General features: G+C 72.0%; 11 protein-coding genes. 2 read left to right on the plus strand and 9 right to left on the minus strand.

Annotated elements, in window-relative coordinates; translation table 11 throughout:
- Window positions 1-21: 21 nt before the first annotated feature.
- Both ACLQ23_RS06880 and ACLQ23_RS06885 read right to left on the minus strand, forming a co-directional pair.
- Window positions 22-735, minus strand: a complete 714-nt coding sequence (locus ACLQ23_RS06880; protein ID WP_355590113.1) for a hypothetical protein — start codon at window positions 733-735, stop codon at window positions 22-24.
- A 28-nt stretch (window positions 736-763) separates the two neighbouring features.
- Window positions 764-3,325, minus strand: a complete 2,562-nt coding sequence (locus tag ACLQ23_RS06885) for an FtsK/SpoIIIE domain-containing protein (protein ID WP_425880447.1) — start codon at window positions 3,323-3,325, stop codon at window positions 764-766.
- Window positions 3,326-3,519: 194 nt separating this feature from the next.
- Between ACLQ23_RS06885 and ACLQ23_RS06890 the strand changes: the two genes are divergently transcribed.
- On the plus strand, window positions 3,520-4,083 hold the full coding sequence (locus ACLQ23_RS06890; RefSeq protein WP_425880498.1) for a hypothetical protein: 564 nt from the start codon (window positions 3,520-3,522) through the stop codon (window positions 4,081-4,083).
- A 2-nt stretch (window positions 4,084-4,085) separates the two neighbouring features.
- On the opposite strand, the gene ACLQ23_RS06895 is transcribed toward ACLQ23_RS06890, so the two are convergent.
- From ACLQ23_RS06895 to ACLQ23_RS06925, 7 genes are read right to left on the minus strand one after another with little or no spacing between them, the layout of a single operon-like run.
- Window positions 4,086-4,685, minus strand: a complete 600-nt coding sequence (locus ACLQ23_RS06895) for a hypothetical protein (RefSeq protein ID WP_425880448.1) — start codon at window positions 4,683-4,685, stop codon at window positions 4,086-4,088.
- 13 nt (window positions 4,686-4,698) lie between these two features.
- Window positions 4,699-5,874, minus strand: coding sequence for a M23 family metallopeptidase (locus ACLQ23_RS06900; protein WP_425880449.1), 1,176 nt, complete (start codon window positions 5,872-5,874; stop codon window positions 4,699-4,701).
- The gene (locus tag ACLQ23_RS06905; RefSeq protein WP_425880450.1) at window positions 5,871-6,428 is read right to left on the minus strand and encodes a hypothetical protein; all 558 of its coding nucleotides are present in this window, start codon (window positions 6,426-6,428) and stop codon (window positions 5,871-5,873) included. The genes ACLQ23_RS06900 and ACLQ23_RS06905 overlap by 4 nt, the downstream gene beginning before the upstream one ends.
- On the minus strand, window positions 6,425-8,395 hold the full coding sequence (locus ACLQ23_RS06910) for an MFS transporter (RefSeq protein ID WP_425880451.1): 1,971 nt from the start codon (window positions 8,393-8,395) through the stop codon (window positions 6,425-6,427). Before ACLQ23_RS06910 ends, ACLQ23_RS06905 begins: the two co-directional genes overlap by 4 nt.
- Window position 8,396: 1 nt before the next feature.
- The gene (locus ACLQ23_RS06915; RefSeq protein WP_355627870.1) at window positions 8,397-11,882 is read right to left on the minus strand and encodes an ATP-binding protein; all 3,486 of its coding nucleotides are present in this window, start codon (window positions 11,880-11,882) and stop codon (window positions 8,397-8,399) included.
- Between the two features lie 49 nt (window positions 11,883-11,931).
- A complete protein-coding gene (locus tag ACLQ23_RS06920) occupies window positions 11,932-12,294 on the minus strand; it encodes a hypothetical protein (protein ID WP_053654782.1) in 363 nt (120 codons plus the stop codon).
- Between the two features lie 13 nt (window positions 12,295-12,307).
- On the minus strand, window positions 12,308-12,622 hold the full coding sequence (locus tag ACLQ23_RS06925) for a hypothetical protein (RefSeq protein ID WP_053654780.1): 315 nt from the start codon (window positions 12,620-12,622) through the stop codon (window positions 12,308-12,310).
- 354 nt (window positions 12,623-12,976) lie between these two features.
- On the opposite strand from ACLQ23_RS06925, the gene folP reads away from it, so the two are divergent.
- On the plus strand, window positions 12,977-13,846 hold the full coding sequence (folP, locus tag ACLQ23_RS06930) for a dihydropteroate synthase (RefSeq protein ID WP_355627867.1): 870 nt from the start codon (window positions 12,977-12,979) through the stop codon (window positions 13,844-13,846).
- The last annotated feature ends 25 nt before the right edge of the window (window positions 13,847-13,871 follow it).

The following is a 13,871-nucleotide window of genomic DNA, read 5'->3' on the forward strand; positions in this document are numbered from 1 at the left end:
AACCCCGCTGTTCGCGGCCGGTCAGCCGGCCAGCAGGGCCAGCAGCAGACCCGCTGTCACCAACACCGCCGGCACCAGGCAGACAAGCGCGCCGAAGCGCGCAGTGCGGTCCAGTCGTTCACCGGGGCCGGCGCGGAACAACCTCCCGACGCCCACCCAACCGGCGACGAACGCGACCGCAGGCATCGGCAGCCCGCAGATCAACGCCGCCACACTTGCCGCGCCCGCCCCTGTCGACGCGTACACGATCACCTGGATCAGCGGCACGAGCAGCGCAAGCGGCCCGTACACCAGAAGGTTGCGTGCCCGCGCGGGCCAGGAACCCGGCCGGAACCCACGGCGGGCGGCCAGCGCCGCGTCCGCCGCCTCGGCCCGACCCCGCGCGGCCCGCAGCGCCGCCAACACGGCCGCCGGGCCGCCGGCCATCGACCGGGCCGCCTCGGTCAGCTCCGGCGGCGACGGCACCAGCGAGATCGCCGGCACGCCCAGCTCCCGCAGCCGCTCTTGCTGGCTCGCCAGCCCGGTGCGGACCACAGTCAGCTCCTCCCGGGCGGCCTCCGCCGAGCGGGCCTGCTCGCCGGCTGCCGCAGCCGCGCCGCGCCGCACCCCGTCCAGCTGACGCGCCGCCGCCAGGTACTCCGACCACGCGTTGGCGGGCTCCCCACCCGACCGCGCATCGTCCGGCCCGACCGTCCGCTGCCGGACCGGCCCGGTCACCGTCGCCTCCGCGCTCATCCCCGCACCTCCCGCGCGCACCGCCGGATCACCCCGCCTCGTCGGCGAACGGCACCAGCACCGTGCCCCGGTCGCCCGGACCGTCCCAGAGCGTCACCCGGTCGGGACGCGCCCGCCACTCCACCGGCCGGCCGAAGACGGCCGCGAGCTGCGCCGGCGGCACATCCAGCACCGCTACGGCGGCGAGCTTGTCCACCTCGCCGTCCGGCTCCAGCAGCGCGGCGAACGGCGGCACCGCCCGCCACCAGCCCAACAGGTGCCGGCCCGCAGGCGGGCCGTCCCGCAGCAGCGCACGCAGCCGATCCGCCGGCAGCTCCCGGGGACCGGGGCGATCCAACCCGAAGACCACGAGGTACGTCGGCAGCTCGTCGTCCGGATCCGCGAGCAGCGTCGGCAGGTCCACAATGCTGGCCGGATGACGATCGGCAAGCTCGGCCGTCAGCGTCTCCACAAGCGGCCGGGCACCCGGGTCCGGTGCCGCCAGCAGGAACCGCGCCGTGCCCGGCGGGTGGTGGGCCGCAGTGCTCCGGGCCGCCGTCGCCAGCAGCCCACCCGCCGCCGGACCCGACCCCAGCACCGCGAGGTTGCGGCCGGCCGCGGGCCCCAGCGGTACGGCAACAGTCGTGCGGGCCACGTCAACAGCCCGGCCGAGCAGGGCAGCCGGCCCGTGCGCCTGCCCCGCCAGTGCGGCCCGGTGCCGGGGATCGTTGCCCAGCAGTGGCCTCGCGTAGCCGGCGAACACCACGGGCGGGGCCGATCCCGCCGGCCGGGCGGCGAACAGTTCGTGCCGCAGCCGCTCCACCACCTCCGGATGGTCCTGCGGATCGGGGTGCCGGATCAGCCGCTCGTGGCCACGGATAGCGCCCCGAGGGCCGCCCAGCCCACCGGCGGTGTTCACCACCGCGCTGCCGACCGGTAGCCCTGCTGCCGAATCGTTCGTGGGCTCCAGCACCGGGCTGCCGCCCGGCAGCGCCACCCGTACCGGAAACTGCCCGAGCACCGAATCCCGGTGCCCGCCGTCCGAGCGGGCGCTCAACCCCAGCTCACCCGCCCCGGCAAGCACCAGGTGTACACCGTACGCCCGACCGGACCGGGCAAGCCCGTCCAACAGGGCGGCCACCTCGGCGGCCAGCCGGTCCCGCTCGGCGAAAACCGACGGCAGATTGTCCACCACACACACGATCCGTGGCAGCGGCCGGTGCTGGCGCAACTCGGCGAAGCGCTGACCACCCGCCCGCTCGGCCGCCTCCGTCCGGCGCCGCACCTCGGCCGTCAACTGTTCGAGCAGATCCCGCACGTACTCCCGGTCGGCAGCCATCGCCGCCGCCCGCACCTGCGGGATCCAGGACCGGTCCCGCTCGGTCTGGAGGAACTCCACGAAGGACTCACCGTCCCCGAGATCCACCAGATAGAGGGCGAGATCGTCCGGACCGTACCGGGCGGCAAGCCCGAGCAACGCCGTGGTCAGGAACGCCGCACGCCCCGCCTCGGACCGACCACTCACCAGCCAGTGCGGGGTCAGCTCCGTGAACCCCAGCGGCACCGGCCGACCCCCTGCATCACCGACCATCGTGGTCAGCCCGTCGGCCGAATCCGCCTCCCAGAGCAGCTCACCAGTCGCCGGCAGCAGATCCGCCAGCGCCAACCGGGAACCCGCCTCCACCTGCTCGGCCAGCCGCCTGCACACCGCGTCAACAAGGTCGGCCGGCGGGTCCGCCTCGACGAAGACAGGCGAGTTCAACCCACCCGGCGGCTCGGCACCGGGGCTCGCGAACGACGTCCCCGGCGGATCACCAAGCAGCGCGTACGCGTTGCGCAACACCAACGGAGTGGCCCGCGGCAGTGGCGCCCGAGCCGCGTACGGGCCGGCCGGAGGCCAACCCGTCACCACCAGGTGCAGCCCAGCGGCCGGACCCTGCTCCGCCAGCGCCTCGATCCGCGCCAGATCCGTCGGACCGGTCAGCTCCGGCAGCACCGCGATCACCAACAGCAGCGTCCGGTCGTGCCGGCGCCGCCCACTCGCCCCCGGGGCCACCCACTGCTCCGCCTCGGTCAGCACCGCGCGCAAGCCCGCCACGTCGACCGCAGGCGGCGGCAGCAGACCCGCATCGCCAAGCGCGCCGAACGGGCTGAGCACGGCACCCGTGGCATCCACCGAACGCACAAGCAGAGAACCCGCCGGCGCCGCACCAAGCAGCCGCAACAGCACGGCCCGCAGGAGCCCCGCCACCCGGGGTTCCCGGGCGTCGACGTCCACACTGAGGTGCCCCGCCCCGACCAGCGGTACCAGTGCGGGAAAACGGGCGTCGTCCAACGGCGCAGCCGTACCCACCCGCACGAACGGCGGCGGGCCGTCACCTGCCGGAGAATCCGCGGTCAGCGAATCCAGGGCGGTGCCCGACCAACCCGGAGCCAAGCGCTCGGCAACCACCCGTAGACGGTCGGCCAGCTCGTACTGGCGACGCTGATCAGCGGGGGCCGGGCGGGTCTCGTCGAGGATGCCTGCCGCGGCGGTCACGACAGCTGCGGCCCGGCGGTGCAGCGCTGCGGCGCGGTTCGTGCGTGCCTTCGGACCGGCCACCGCGTCCACCCCCTCTGCCCGAGGTTGGCAACCCCTCCCGAGCAGAGACGGTATCCCAGCCAGGGCCGCTCCACCGGGATGTGCCACGGCGGTGCGCCGGTGTTGTCGCGGATCTCACCAGTGGGCAGCGGTCCGTCACGATCCGCTCGATCTGAGGCATTGGCTCCGGAGCGTCCAGCCGTTAACGTCAGGAGGTGGAATCAGTGCAGCCCCCCGCCGGTTCCCAGGTCTCCCGCGTACCGGCCCAGCGGACACCGTCCGAGCAGTTGCCGCCGGCCCAGCCAGCGCCGACGCCGCAGCCGCCACGCCGCCGGTTGCGGACTGTGCTCATCGTGGTCGGAGGGGTGCTCGCACTGGTCGGCATGGGCGCTGCCATCACGGGTTTCGTCTGGTACAACCGGGCTGCTGCCCCGGACCGCAGCGCACCCGACGTGGTGGTGGACAACTATCTACGGGCCTTCCTCGTCGACCGCAACGACGTACGGGCGGACCAGTTCACCTGCAAGGACGGCGCGGACCTCCAGGCTTTGCGGGAGCTCCGTCTTGAAATGCAGCAGCGCGAGTCCAACTTCAACGTCACGGTGCGGGTCACGTGGGGACCGCTAACCAGAAACCCATCCGGTGACGGCGAGTCGGTCGGTACGACGCTCACCATTTCCGGCTCCGCGGATGGGGTCCCCAGGAGCAGCCGGCGGGAGGACTGGACGTTCGTGGTGATCGAAGATGATGAGGGCTGGCGTGTATGCGCTGGCGCCAAGGCGAGTTGACGTCACTCGATCCACAGCAGATGGACCGGAACCTCCAGGGTGGTGGGTGACTGGCCGCGCCAGGCCCAGCGGTACCACTCCACCTCGGGTGTGATCCGTACGCAGATGTCGCCCTCGGCGCCCGAGTAGGTCTCGGTGACCGCCCGCATGTCTCGATGTTCCACGCCGTCCTCGACGTGCACGACCCGGCGACCGGTGACCGCGTCCGCCTCGAAGATGGGGGTGGGCGACGGGTGGGACGGGCCGTCCAGTGACACCAGCCGGATCCCGGGTTCCCGGCTGCTGTCCGCCACGGGCCGCTCGCCCACCACCTCCACCCATACCCGCTCCACCGGCATCAGCGGCGCGAACACCTCGACCTGGTCGGCCTCGGCCCGGTACCACTCGTGCTCGGGGATCACCGGCACGTAGGTGCGTGCGCCCTGCACCACCCGGTCGTCGGCGCGCAGATCGCCTCGCCAGCCCAGCCCTGGCAGGCCGACTAGGACCCGCCGCCCGCGTAGCTCCACGGGCTCGGTAGCGGAGACGATGGCCAGCGGACGAGGCGGCCGAGGTGCCCAGTCGGGCTGGTCGGCGAAGGGGTCCGGCATTGGCCCGGTCATGCCCGTGGTGACCTCACTCCGCAGCGCGCAGCGGGGCACCCCGCTGCCGCATGAACGGAACCGGGTCGATCGCACCGCGGCTGGACCGGTCGTTGCGCCGGTGCACCTCGAAGTGCAGGTGCGGGCCGGACGAGTTGCCGCTGCTGCCGACCTGCCCGATGACCTCGCCCGCTGCCACGATCTGATCACGCGCGACGCGAGGGCGGGTCACCATGTGGCAGTACCTGGTGATGTAGCCGCCGGCATGCAGCATGTCGACAAACCATCCGCAGCCGCCCTTGCCGGGATAGCCGTCCACGTCACAGCTCTGCCGCCCTCGGTCGTCGGGGTCGCAACGGGCGACCAGCACCCGACCGGCGGCTGCGGCGCGGATATCGGTGCCCTTGGCCGCACCGATGTCCACCCCGTTGTGGCTGGGCCGCTCGGTGGTCCGGAAGCCGGAGCCGACGTCGCCGGGGATCGGCGCGGTCCAGCCGGAGGCGGCGATCTCACCACGCTCGGCGGCGTTGCAGACCGCCTTGCCGTTGATCTCGACGGTCCGGGCCGCACCGCCGGCCAGGGCATCCACGATCGTGCTGGCCAACTCCTCGTGCTTGGCGTACGCGTCCGGATATGCGCTGATCTGGACCTGCTGCGCCACCACGGTCAGCGGTCGGCGCTGCCAACTCCGTACCTTGACGAGTTTCTCGTAGAACTTCCGAGCCGTGTAGGCGGGATTCATCCGCTCGGCGACGGAGCCCCACCCCGGCCGTTGCTGGAAGAGGCCGAGCGAGTCGTGGTCGGCGCCCACACCTTCGTGCGGCAGGGCGAGAGACTCGGGTACGCCGGAGTTCGCGAGGTTGCGCAGTGCGGACTCCTGCATCGCGGTGGCCAGGGCGATCACCCAGCCACGCGAGGGCACTCCCATGTCCTGGCCGACCTTGATGATGATCGCGGCGTTACGGATCTGCGTGTCGCCGTACTCGGCAAACCGGGGCAGTTCCCCAGTGATGTCAACCGGCCGGACGGGGCCGCAGCCCCACCCGGCCAAGCTCTCCCCGTCCTCCGCTTCGCCGCCGAGCCCGCTGAGGAAGAACGCCGCCGTGCCGCCCGTGCAGCAGAGCAGGAGCAGCACACCGGTGAGAATGCTGGCGATCAGTCCGATCCGTATCGGCCGGCGGACGGCTGCCGAGGCACTGCCGGCGTTCATTGCCGCTCCCAGTCCAGGACGTCGACCAGCCAGCCGCCGTCGGCCATGACCAGCTCGAGCCGGAGCCGGCCGTTGTCGAGTGGCAGAAGCACCTCGACGAACGTCTCGGTGCCTGCCCGCATCGTCGACGTGCCGGTCACCTTCTCGGCCGGAACGCCGGCAGGCTCGGCACCGGCCAGCTTCTCGGTAAGCGTCGGCGTCGACAACGGCCGCAGCCCAGCGTGCCATTCCTCGGCGGTCATTCCGGGCCGGCCGAGCCAGGCCGCTGCGAACCGGTCGGCGGTCTGCTCAGGAGTACGGGCACCCACCGGGGTGACCGGCGACGGCGGTGCCTCGGTGGCGAGGACGCCATCGTCACCGGCCTTCGGGTCCACGGTGGTGATCGGCCGGCTCGGTCGGCTGCTCAGACCGTCCGTCGGGTCGAGCGGACCGGAGGCCAGACGGGCAACCCCGATCACGCCAAAGACGAGCACCGCGATCAGCAGCGCCACCCCCAGCCGGGACCGCAGCGCCCGGGTGAAGAGGAACTCCAGGGCACGTCGCATCGCTGTCACCGGGCCTCTGAACGCACCCGCGGTCCGGTGCGATCCGGCGCACGTTCGGTGGAGCCCGGCCGGTAGACCACGAACGACGGATTCTCGGCCGGCACGTCCGGTTCGGTCCAGGTCGCAGGCTGTCGCCGTCGAGGCTGGGGCGGAACCGGTCGACGCTTGCCGTCCGTCTCCGTTGTTGGCGTCTCGTCGGCGCGTTCCTGACCATCGGGCCGTGCGCTGCGGGTGCGTTGGCCCTCGGGCGGGGCGGCCGAGGTCGGCACCGGATCCTCCCTGCGTGCCTCCGGGCGCAGCCGGGTCTGCTCCGCGTCCGGCGACCGGCGGCGTCCACCCACCGGCTCCGCAGTACCCCCGGGCTCCGCTATGTCGAGCCGGGCCGCGACCCGCATGTCCCGGAAGAACCGGCGGTGCCAGGAGCCGGCCGAGCTGACCGCCTCGCTGCTGTCCTTGCCGCCCAGTTGGGTGATCCGTCGGTACGGCCGCAGCAGCAACCAACCGACCACTCCGCAGAGCCAGACCAGCACCACCTGGAGCCAGCCGGGCAAGGTGGGCGTACTCATGATCAGGTCGACCGCGAACAGGTAGATGGCCGCCCCGGTGCCGAAGATGGCGATGTTGAACACAGCGGCGACCACGGCGTTCGCAAGCCTTCGAAGGCCGGCGCTGGCTGGTCGGAGCAGCCCGACGGTGCCGAGGATGGGTGCCGCGATCACTGCCCACCGGAAGACAAGGAAGCCCAGTAGCACCAGCAGCGACGCGGTGAGATCGAACATGGCGAAGAGGATCGAGGCCAACACCGCGATGAAGCCCGCGCCGACCCGGTCCATGTCCCGGATTCCCTGGAGGTACTCGTACGCCTCCGGATCCTCGGTCTGGATCTGCTGGGCCACTCGCGCCCACTGCTGCTGCTTCGCCTTGATGGTCCCCTGCCGGGTAGCCGGGTTGGCGCGGAGCTTTTCGACCTCCTCCCACGACAGCGCCTTGGCGTCGTAGAGCGCAGGGCCGTACTTCCGCGCGGTCTCACTGTCGGCGGAGCCGAGCACCCCCCGTAGCCAATTCCGGTAGAGCATGGATTCGGTGGCAGTGTCGCTGGCCCGAACGGCGGGCGGCCGGTTGTCTTTGCAAGCTTCGGGATTGGGATCGTCGCACTGCTCCGGGGGCGTGTCTCGGGTTGCGGGACCCACTGCGTCGTGTACCACTCCCAGCGTGGTGACGAGCGTGCCGTCCGCGATGTTTGCCGACTTGACCGGCCAGGCGGCAAGCGCGGTGACCGCGACCATGACGAGCACAGCCCAGCCGGCGGTGGTCATCGCGTTGCTCATATCCGACTGACGGGACCGCCAGAGCAGGTAGAGCCCCACCACGCAGAGAGTGACGATGCCAAAGACGCTGAACACCTTCTGGTAGACAGCCTTGGTCGCCTGCTCGACCAGCGGATCCGCCCAGCCCCACATCGACCGCGGATCCCAGGCTCGCTCCCGGAGGGCGTTCGAGGCGCCGACGATCGCGGTGGCGACCATGAACTCGCCGTTCGCGACAGTGGTGGTGAACTTGTAATCGGGATGCAGGACCGACGACGCGCACCCGCCAGGGATGTCGTACGTCGGATAGCTGTATCCGGCGTAGCCGTAATCGCTGTAGAGCCCTTTCGGCCCGAGCTCCTTGGCGGAGTCCGGCCGGCCGGCGAACCAGCCGGCGAGGCCGGAGTCCGGGGTGCCGGGCGTCGGGGCGTTGCGGCAGGTGATCTCGTCCTCGCTGACCGCCTGGAGCTTTGCGACACAGGCCCGGAAGTCGGCCTGCCACTCCGGGGTCGTACACAGGTCGGCGCGGGCCTGGGCGACGGGCTGTGTGGCGGCGGACGGTGCGGCGGCGGCAGCCTCCGCGCCGATCAGCGGCCAGGAGAGGCTGGCCCCGGCCAGTACGCCGAGGGCGAGCAGGAACGACGCGATCCGTGCCCAGGCCCTCGCCATGTCACGCCTCCAGGTCCGGCAGGGGGATGCTCGGGAGCACTCCGGCCGCCGCGGCGATCGCGGCGGGCGTCGTGTCGAGGTGTTCCAGCAGGCCGTCGACGTACGAGACGTCGACCCGGACCTTCTGCACGCGGCCGTCGACGTCGCGCATCACGAACTCGCGGAAGCCGAGCCGGCTGGCCGAGTTGGTGTCGGCGGCGGAGAGCGAGGCGAGGGTGGCCTCGTACCCGTCGTTGACCGGTACCCGTAGCAGCCGCAGCGCCTCGGAGGCGATCTCGGCGTCCTCGGCGATCCGGCCGACGAAGACGGTGGAGACGAGGTTCTGCACGTCGAGGCCGAGGATGTCGCGGGGGTTCTGCGAGGCGACGAGCGCGGCGAGGTTCCACTTGCGGGAGTCGCGGGCGAGCCGGACGAGGAATGAACGCCCGGAGCGCCAGCCCTCCATGAAGTGCGCCTCGTCGAGACCGACGAGTTTGCGCGACGACATCGACCCGCCGTAGCAGCGGCGGACGGCGAGCCGGTGCGCGGTGTGCAGCATCGGCAGGGCGAGTGCCTCCTCGGCCGACCAGTACTCGCGTTCGATCTTGAGATCGGGCAGTCGTAGCCCGGCCATTGTGATGACCGTGAGCGCCGCGTCGGCACCGAGCAGGCCCTCCGGTGGCCTGCCGAAGAAGAGCATGGCCAACGGCATCTCGGCGGTGTCCAGCAGGAGGTTGGCCAGTTCCTTGCCGGCATCGTCGTCGAGCCGGCCGAGGCAGCTCACCACGTCGTCCAGGGTGGACGTCTCCTCGGCGGGGACCTGCCGGACCGCGTGCCGGAACAGGGTGGCGGTCGACGCCTCCCGGGCCACCTGCGGCGGCACCAACATCATGCAGATGTCCTGGACGAGCATCCGCCGCTCGGCGCGGGCGTTGGAGACCGCGATCTCGAACTCCCGGTCACCGGCGGCCCCGGCGGCGAACTCGCTGCGCAGGGGCGTGGGGATGAGCGAGTAGGGCGCCAGGGTGCCGTGCTCCGAACCGGTCAGGTTCAACACCCGGGAGTACGGCCGCAGCTCGGGCATGGCGCAGAGCCGAGCCAGTGGCCCGGACGGGTCGAGCAGGGTCACCTGGACGCCCCGGCGGGCGGCCAGATAACCCAGGGCGCCGAGCAGGGTCGACTTACCACCACCTGGTTCGGCCACGAAGACCGCGAGCCCGGAGCGTTCGCGGACCTCCATGGGGAAGTGCAGGTCGAGGAAGACAGGGCGGCGGCAGGTGCCGGCGGTCCGGCCGATCAGGTCGCCGCGCCTGTCGCCCACGTTGGACGCGGCCTGCGGGAGTGCGGCGGCGAGTAGCGGGACCGGCATCCGGCGGACGTAGCCGGTGTTGGCGATCGGCTCGCCGGGGATGAACTCGCGGGCCAGCCAGTCCTGGTTCTTCGGGTGCTGGAGCGAGATGCGCAGCTCGCGGGAGTAGAGCTGGATGAGCCGGCGGGCCCGCTCCAGGCATTCCTCCCTGGTCCGGCCGCCGACGGCGATCCGGTGCCAGCCGTGGGCGCGTGCCGAGTCGACGGGCAGCCCGGTGGTCATCTCGTCGCCGATCACCAGCGCCCGCTTGGCGAGCCGTTCCAGCTCGGGGGGCGCGTCGATGCCGTGCTCGGCGTAGTCGAGCTGCTGAGAGCGGATCATCCGCAGTCGGTGTTCGAGATTACGGAACGAGTCGCCGGAGCCGAGGATGTCGACCCGCGTGGAGATCTCCATGGGCCAGGGCAGCCGCTCGTGGAAGTGCAGCCAGGGCTCGTGCCGTTCGGGGATCTCCAGCGGTTCCATCCGACCGACGGCGAGCACCGCGACGTGTCGTTCCTCGCCGGTCATCCGGTTGACCAGCTTGAGAGTCGAGCCGTACGGGGTGCGGTAGCGCTCGACCTGCTCGGTGAGGGCGAGCAGGTCGCCGCGTTCCCAGTGCCCGTCGGTCACCGGGGAGAGCCGGCCCGGGGGCGCCATGCACAGCGCGACCGAGCGGTAGAGCAGCCACTCCAGCTCCTGGGCGGTGACCCGTCGGCCGCGCATGCCGAACGCGCCGAGCACCTCGTCGAACTGTTCGACGGTACGGCCCAGCTTGCGGCGTTCGCCCTCGGCGGTGCCCCGGCCGAACGTGCGCAGCAGCCGCTCGGTGAGCGAGTCGCCGAGTGAGCGCCGGGCGAAGGTGACGCCCAGGTAGGTCTGCCCCTCGGCGTGGTTGACCGCCATGAGGTGCCGTTGGGCGGCTACCAGGTGGTCGGCCCAGCCGGTGGTGCCGGGCACGTCGGCGAGCGGCGCGGGGGTGTGCGCGTCGATGGTGCGCGCCCACTCGTCGGCGGGGAAGGGCCGGGTGGTGCGGCGTAGGTGCAGCCGGAAGCCGGCCAGACCGGCGTACTGCTCGGAGATCGCCGACAGCAGTGCTTCCCGTTCGGCGTCGGGGCGGAAGGCCCAGCGGACCTCGGGCAGCCAATACCAGGCGGTGACCGTGTTGGGGGTGAAGGTCAGGTGGCCGGCGATCTCGGTGATGGCCAGCTCGACCGACGGATCCCGGTCGCCGAACTTGATCTTTGGTGCGCGGACGCGCGTCGGTCGGATCGGCTGGTCCGGGCGGTTCGCGGCGCGGCGTCGGGGCGTGGCGACCTCCCGGCCGGCCGGCTCGGTGCCGACGGATCCGGGTCGCTCCGCGTCGGGTTCGGGGGTGCGCCGCCTGGATCGCTCCAGTGCTGGCCGATCGGCAGTGACGGCCGGGCCCGCTGCCGTCGCCCGCTTCGATGGGCCTGCTGGTCGGTCGGACGGTGCCGTCGACCCGGCGGTCGGAATGGCGGCACCTGTCGCGCTGGTCGGGGCCGGCGTGTGCCCCGTGGCCGGCGCGGGCTCGTTCGGTGGGCGAAGCATGGGCAGCCGGTCGCCGGCCTGGTGCGGCACCCGGGACTCGACGGCCGGGCCGGCCGCGCCGCGCCGCGCTTCGACGGCATCTCCACGCCGCGCCTCAGCGGCAGCCCCGCGCCGCGCCGCGCCGGCATCTTCGCGCCGTGGCTCGACCGGACGGCCGTCGGGCTCGTCCTCGGGGGTCCACGGTGCTTCCAGATCGGGTGCGCGGTCGGGCACCCTCTGAGCCGGTCGGGTGGGCGCTGGCCCCAGGGCGGCGGGCTGCTGCGGAACCGCCGGCTGCTCCCGAACGGCGGGGCCGGCCGTCACGGCCCGCGCCGCACCGGGCCGGGCCGCGCCGAAGAGATCCAGGAACGGTGAGTCGATGTCGGCGTTCTCGCCGGCCGACACCTCGGCGGGCTCGGCGGGTGGCGTACGGCGGGTGACCGGCCGGGGAGCCTGGAAAACACCGACCGCCCCGTGACCAGGGGAGGTCACCAGCGCAGGATCGAGCGCCACCTCGTCCTCGGCGTCGGTGTAGTCGAATGACTGCGTACGGTGACCAGCCGGCACGGCCGGGCGGCCGGCCGGGGAACCCGGCGTGGAAGAGCGACTCATGCGGCAGCCTCACCCACAACGTGTGACAAACCCATCGGCGTACGCCCGGTCATGCCAGCTCCTCCCGGATCCTGATCCGGCTGCCGACCAGGCGTGGGTCACGCTGCTCGACCGCCGGCTCCCGGGTACGTCGCCAGTCGGTGAGCGCGGTGCGGATGACCACTCGCGCCGGCCGATCTGGGTCGACGTGCCGGAAGATGAACGACGTGGTCACGATGGCGAGCGCGATCTCCCAGGCCGGGAAGAGCTCGACCGTCAGCGTGAACAGCCAGTGGATGAACATGTAGAGGGGGACGAGCAGCATGAACAGCCCGTACTGGGCGTAGGGCAGGTGGACCGGAAGGGTGTAGCCGGGCGGCCCGAGGTAGACCAGGCGGGCCCGGTAGATGTCGTCGTCGGTGCGCAGCCGCATTTGGTGAACGCGCCTATTCGAAGATCAGATCGATCAGGTAATCGCCGACGAAGAACAGCGTGGCTGCGCCTGCGATGAAGGCCAGCCCGACGATGGCGATGGCGGAGCTCGTCAGCACCTTGGATATCTCGCCACGGCTGGCGCGGCCGATGAAGATGACGCCCAGCACGGCGAGCAGGATCGGCGCGATCTTGCTGGCGAAGAAGGTGACCACACCGTTGGTGTCGATCCCCTTCGGTGCCGGCTCGGCGAGCGGAGCCGACGCCAGGGTGGAGAGCGCGTGGGCGACGCCGGACGACGCCGTCTCCATGAGCTCAAAGGCGATCACTGGAACCTCCCCATATCGCGGCCGGCCGTGCCGCGGCGGTGCAGTAGCCAAGCCTGCGGGAAATGTGCTCACAGGGCGCAGCGAACTCGACCCTGTGTTCGTTACTCACCACGGAGAGTGGCGAGCTTTGGGCGGTTTTTCCCCGCTTCGGCCCTCCCTCCAGGCTTCGCCATCTCGATGCTGGCCAATTCCAAAGCGTACGGGCCGCCCCGGATTGCGACAAGCGCGAAGGGGCTGCCTGATTCTGCCCGGACGACCGATCGTACACCTGTTCCAATGCGCACGTCAGGGGTGGTGGTTCGGGGGATCACCCGGGCCGGAGGGCACCGCCGCCGCGACCGGTACCGTCTAGTCGTGACCGATCTGGTACGGGCTCCGGGCCCGGTGGTGATGGGCGTCCTCAACGTCACGCCGGACTCCTTCTCCGACGGCGGACGGTACGCCGACCTCGACGCGGCTGTCGGACATGGCGTCCGTCTGCGCGACGCCGGAGCGCACCTGGTCGACATCGGCGGCGAGTCGACACGCCCAGGTGCCGAGCGGATCGACGCGGCGACCGAGGCCGACCGGGTTCTGCCGGTCATCCGTGAGCTGGTCGCCGCCGGCGTGTCGGTCAGCATCGACACCAGCCGCGCCCGGGTGGCCGAGGCCGCGTTGGAAGCCGGCGCGGCGGTGGTCAACGACGTCTCCGGAGGGTTGGCCGACCCCGACATGGCCCGGGTGGTCCGGGACGCCGGCTGCCCCTGGGTGCTTATGCACTGGCGTGGCCACTCACGACAGATGCGCGAGCTGGCCAGCTACACCGACGTGGTTGCCGACGTCCGTGCCGAGTTGGGCAAGCGGATCGACGAGGCGCTCGCCGCGGGGGTGGCGGCGGACCGCATCGTCGTCGACCCCGGCCTCGGCTTCGCCAAGACGGCCACCCACAACTGGGAACTCAGCGCCCGCCTGCCGGAGCTGCTGGAGCTCGGGTACCCGCTGCTATTCGGTGCCAGCCGCAAGTCGTACCTCGGACGGCTGCTCGCCGCCGGGGACGGCACGCCGCGACCCACCGCGCAGCGGGAGGCGGCCACCGTCGCCACAAGCGTGCTGGCGGTTGCGGCGGGCGCCTGGGGAGTACGAGTGCACGACGTGCGGGCCACCGCCGACGCGCTGGCCGTCTGGGCCGCCACCGGCCGCCCGCGACTCGTCGCGACACAGACCAGCCACGGGCGGCCCGAATGAGCGGGTTCGGCGGAGCCCACGTGCC

This window comes from Micromonospora sp. DT41 (assembly GCF_049841715.1).
Classification (GTDB): Bacteria; Actinomycetota; Actinomycetes; order Mycobacteriales; family Micromonosporaceae; genus Micromonospora; species Micromonospora profundi.

Excerpts from the sequence above, each read along its gene's own strand:
- ACLQ23_RS06895 (WP_425880448.1), bottom strand. The coding sequence starts at position 4,685 with ATGACCGGGCCAATGCCGGACCCCTTCGCCGACCAGCCCGACTGGGCA.
- ACLQ23_RS06910 (WP_425880451.1), bottom strand. The coding sequence starts at position 8,395 with ATGGCGAGGGCCTGGGCACGGATCGCGTCGTTCCTGCTCGCCCTCGGC.
- ACLQ23_RS06915 (WP_355627870.1), bottom strand. The coding sequence starts at position 11,882 with ATGAGTCGCTCTTCCACGCCGGGTTCCCCGGCCGGCCGCCCGGCCGTG.
- ACLQ23_RS06920 (WP_053654782.1), bottom strand. The coding sequence starts at position 12,294 with ATGCGGCTGCGCACCGACGACGACATCTACCGGGCCCGCCTGGTCTAC.
- ACLQ23_RS06900 (WP_425880449.1), bottom strand. The coding sequence starts at position 5,874 with ATGAACGCCGGCAGTGCCTCGGCAGCCGTCCGCCGGCCGATACGGATC.
- ACLQ23_RS06880 (WP_355590113.1), bottom strand. The coding sequence starts at position 735 with ATGAGCGCGGAGGCGACGGTGACCGGGCCGGTCCGGCAGCGGACGGTC.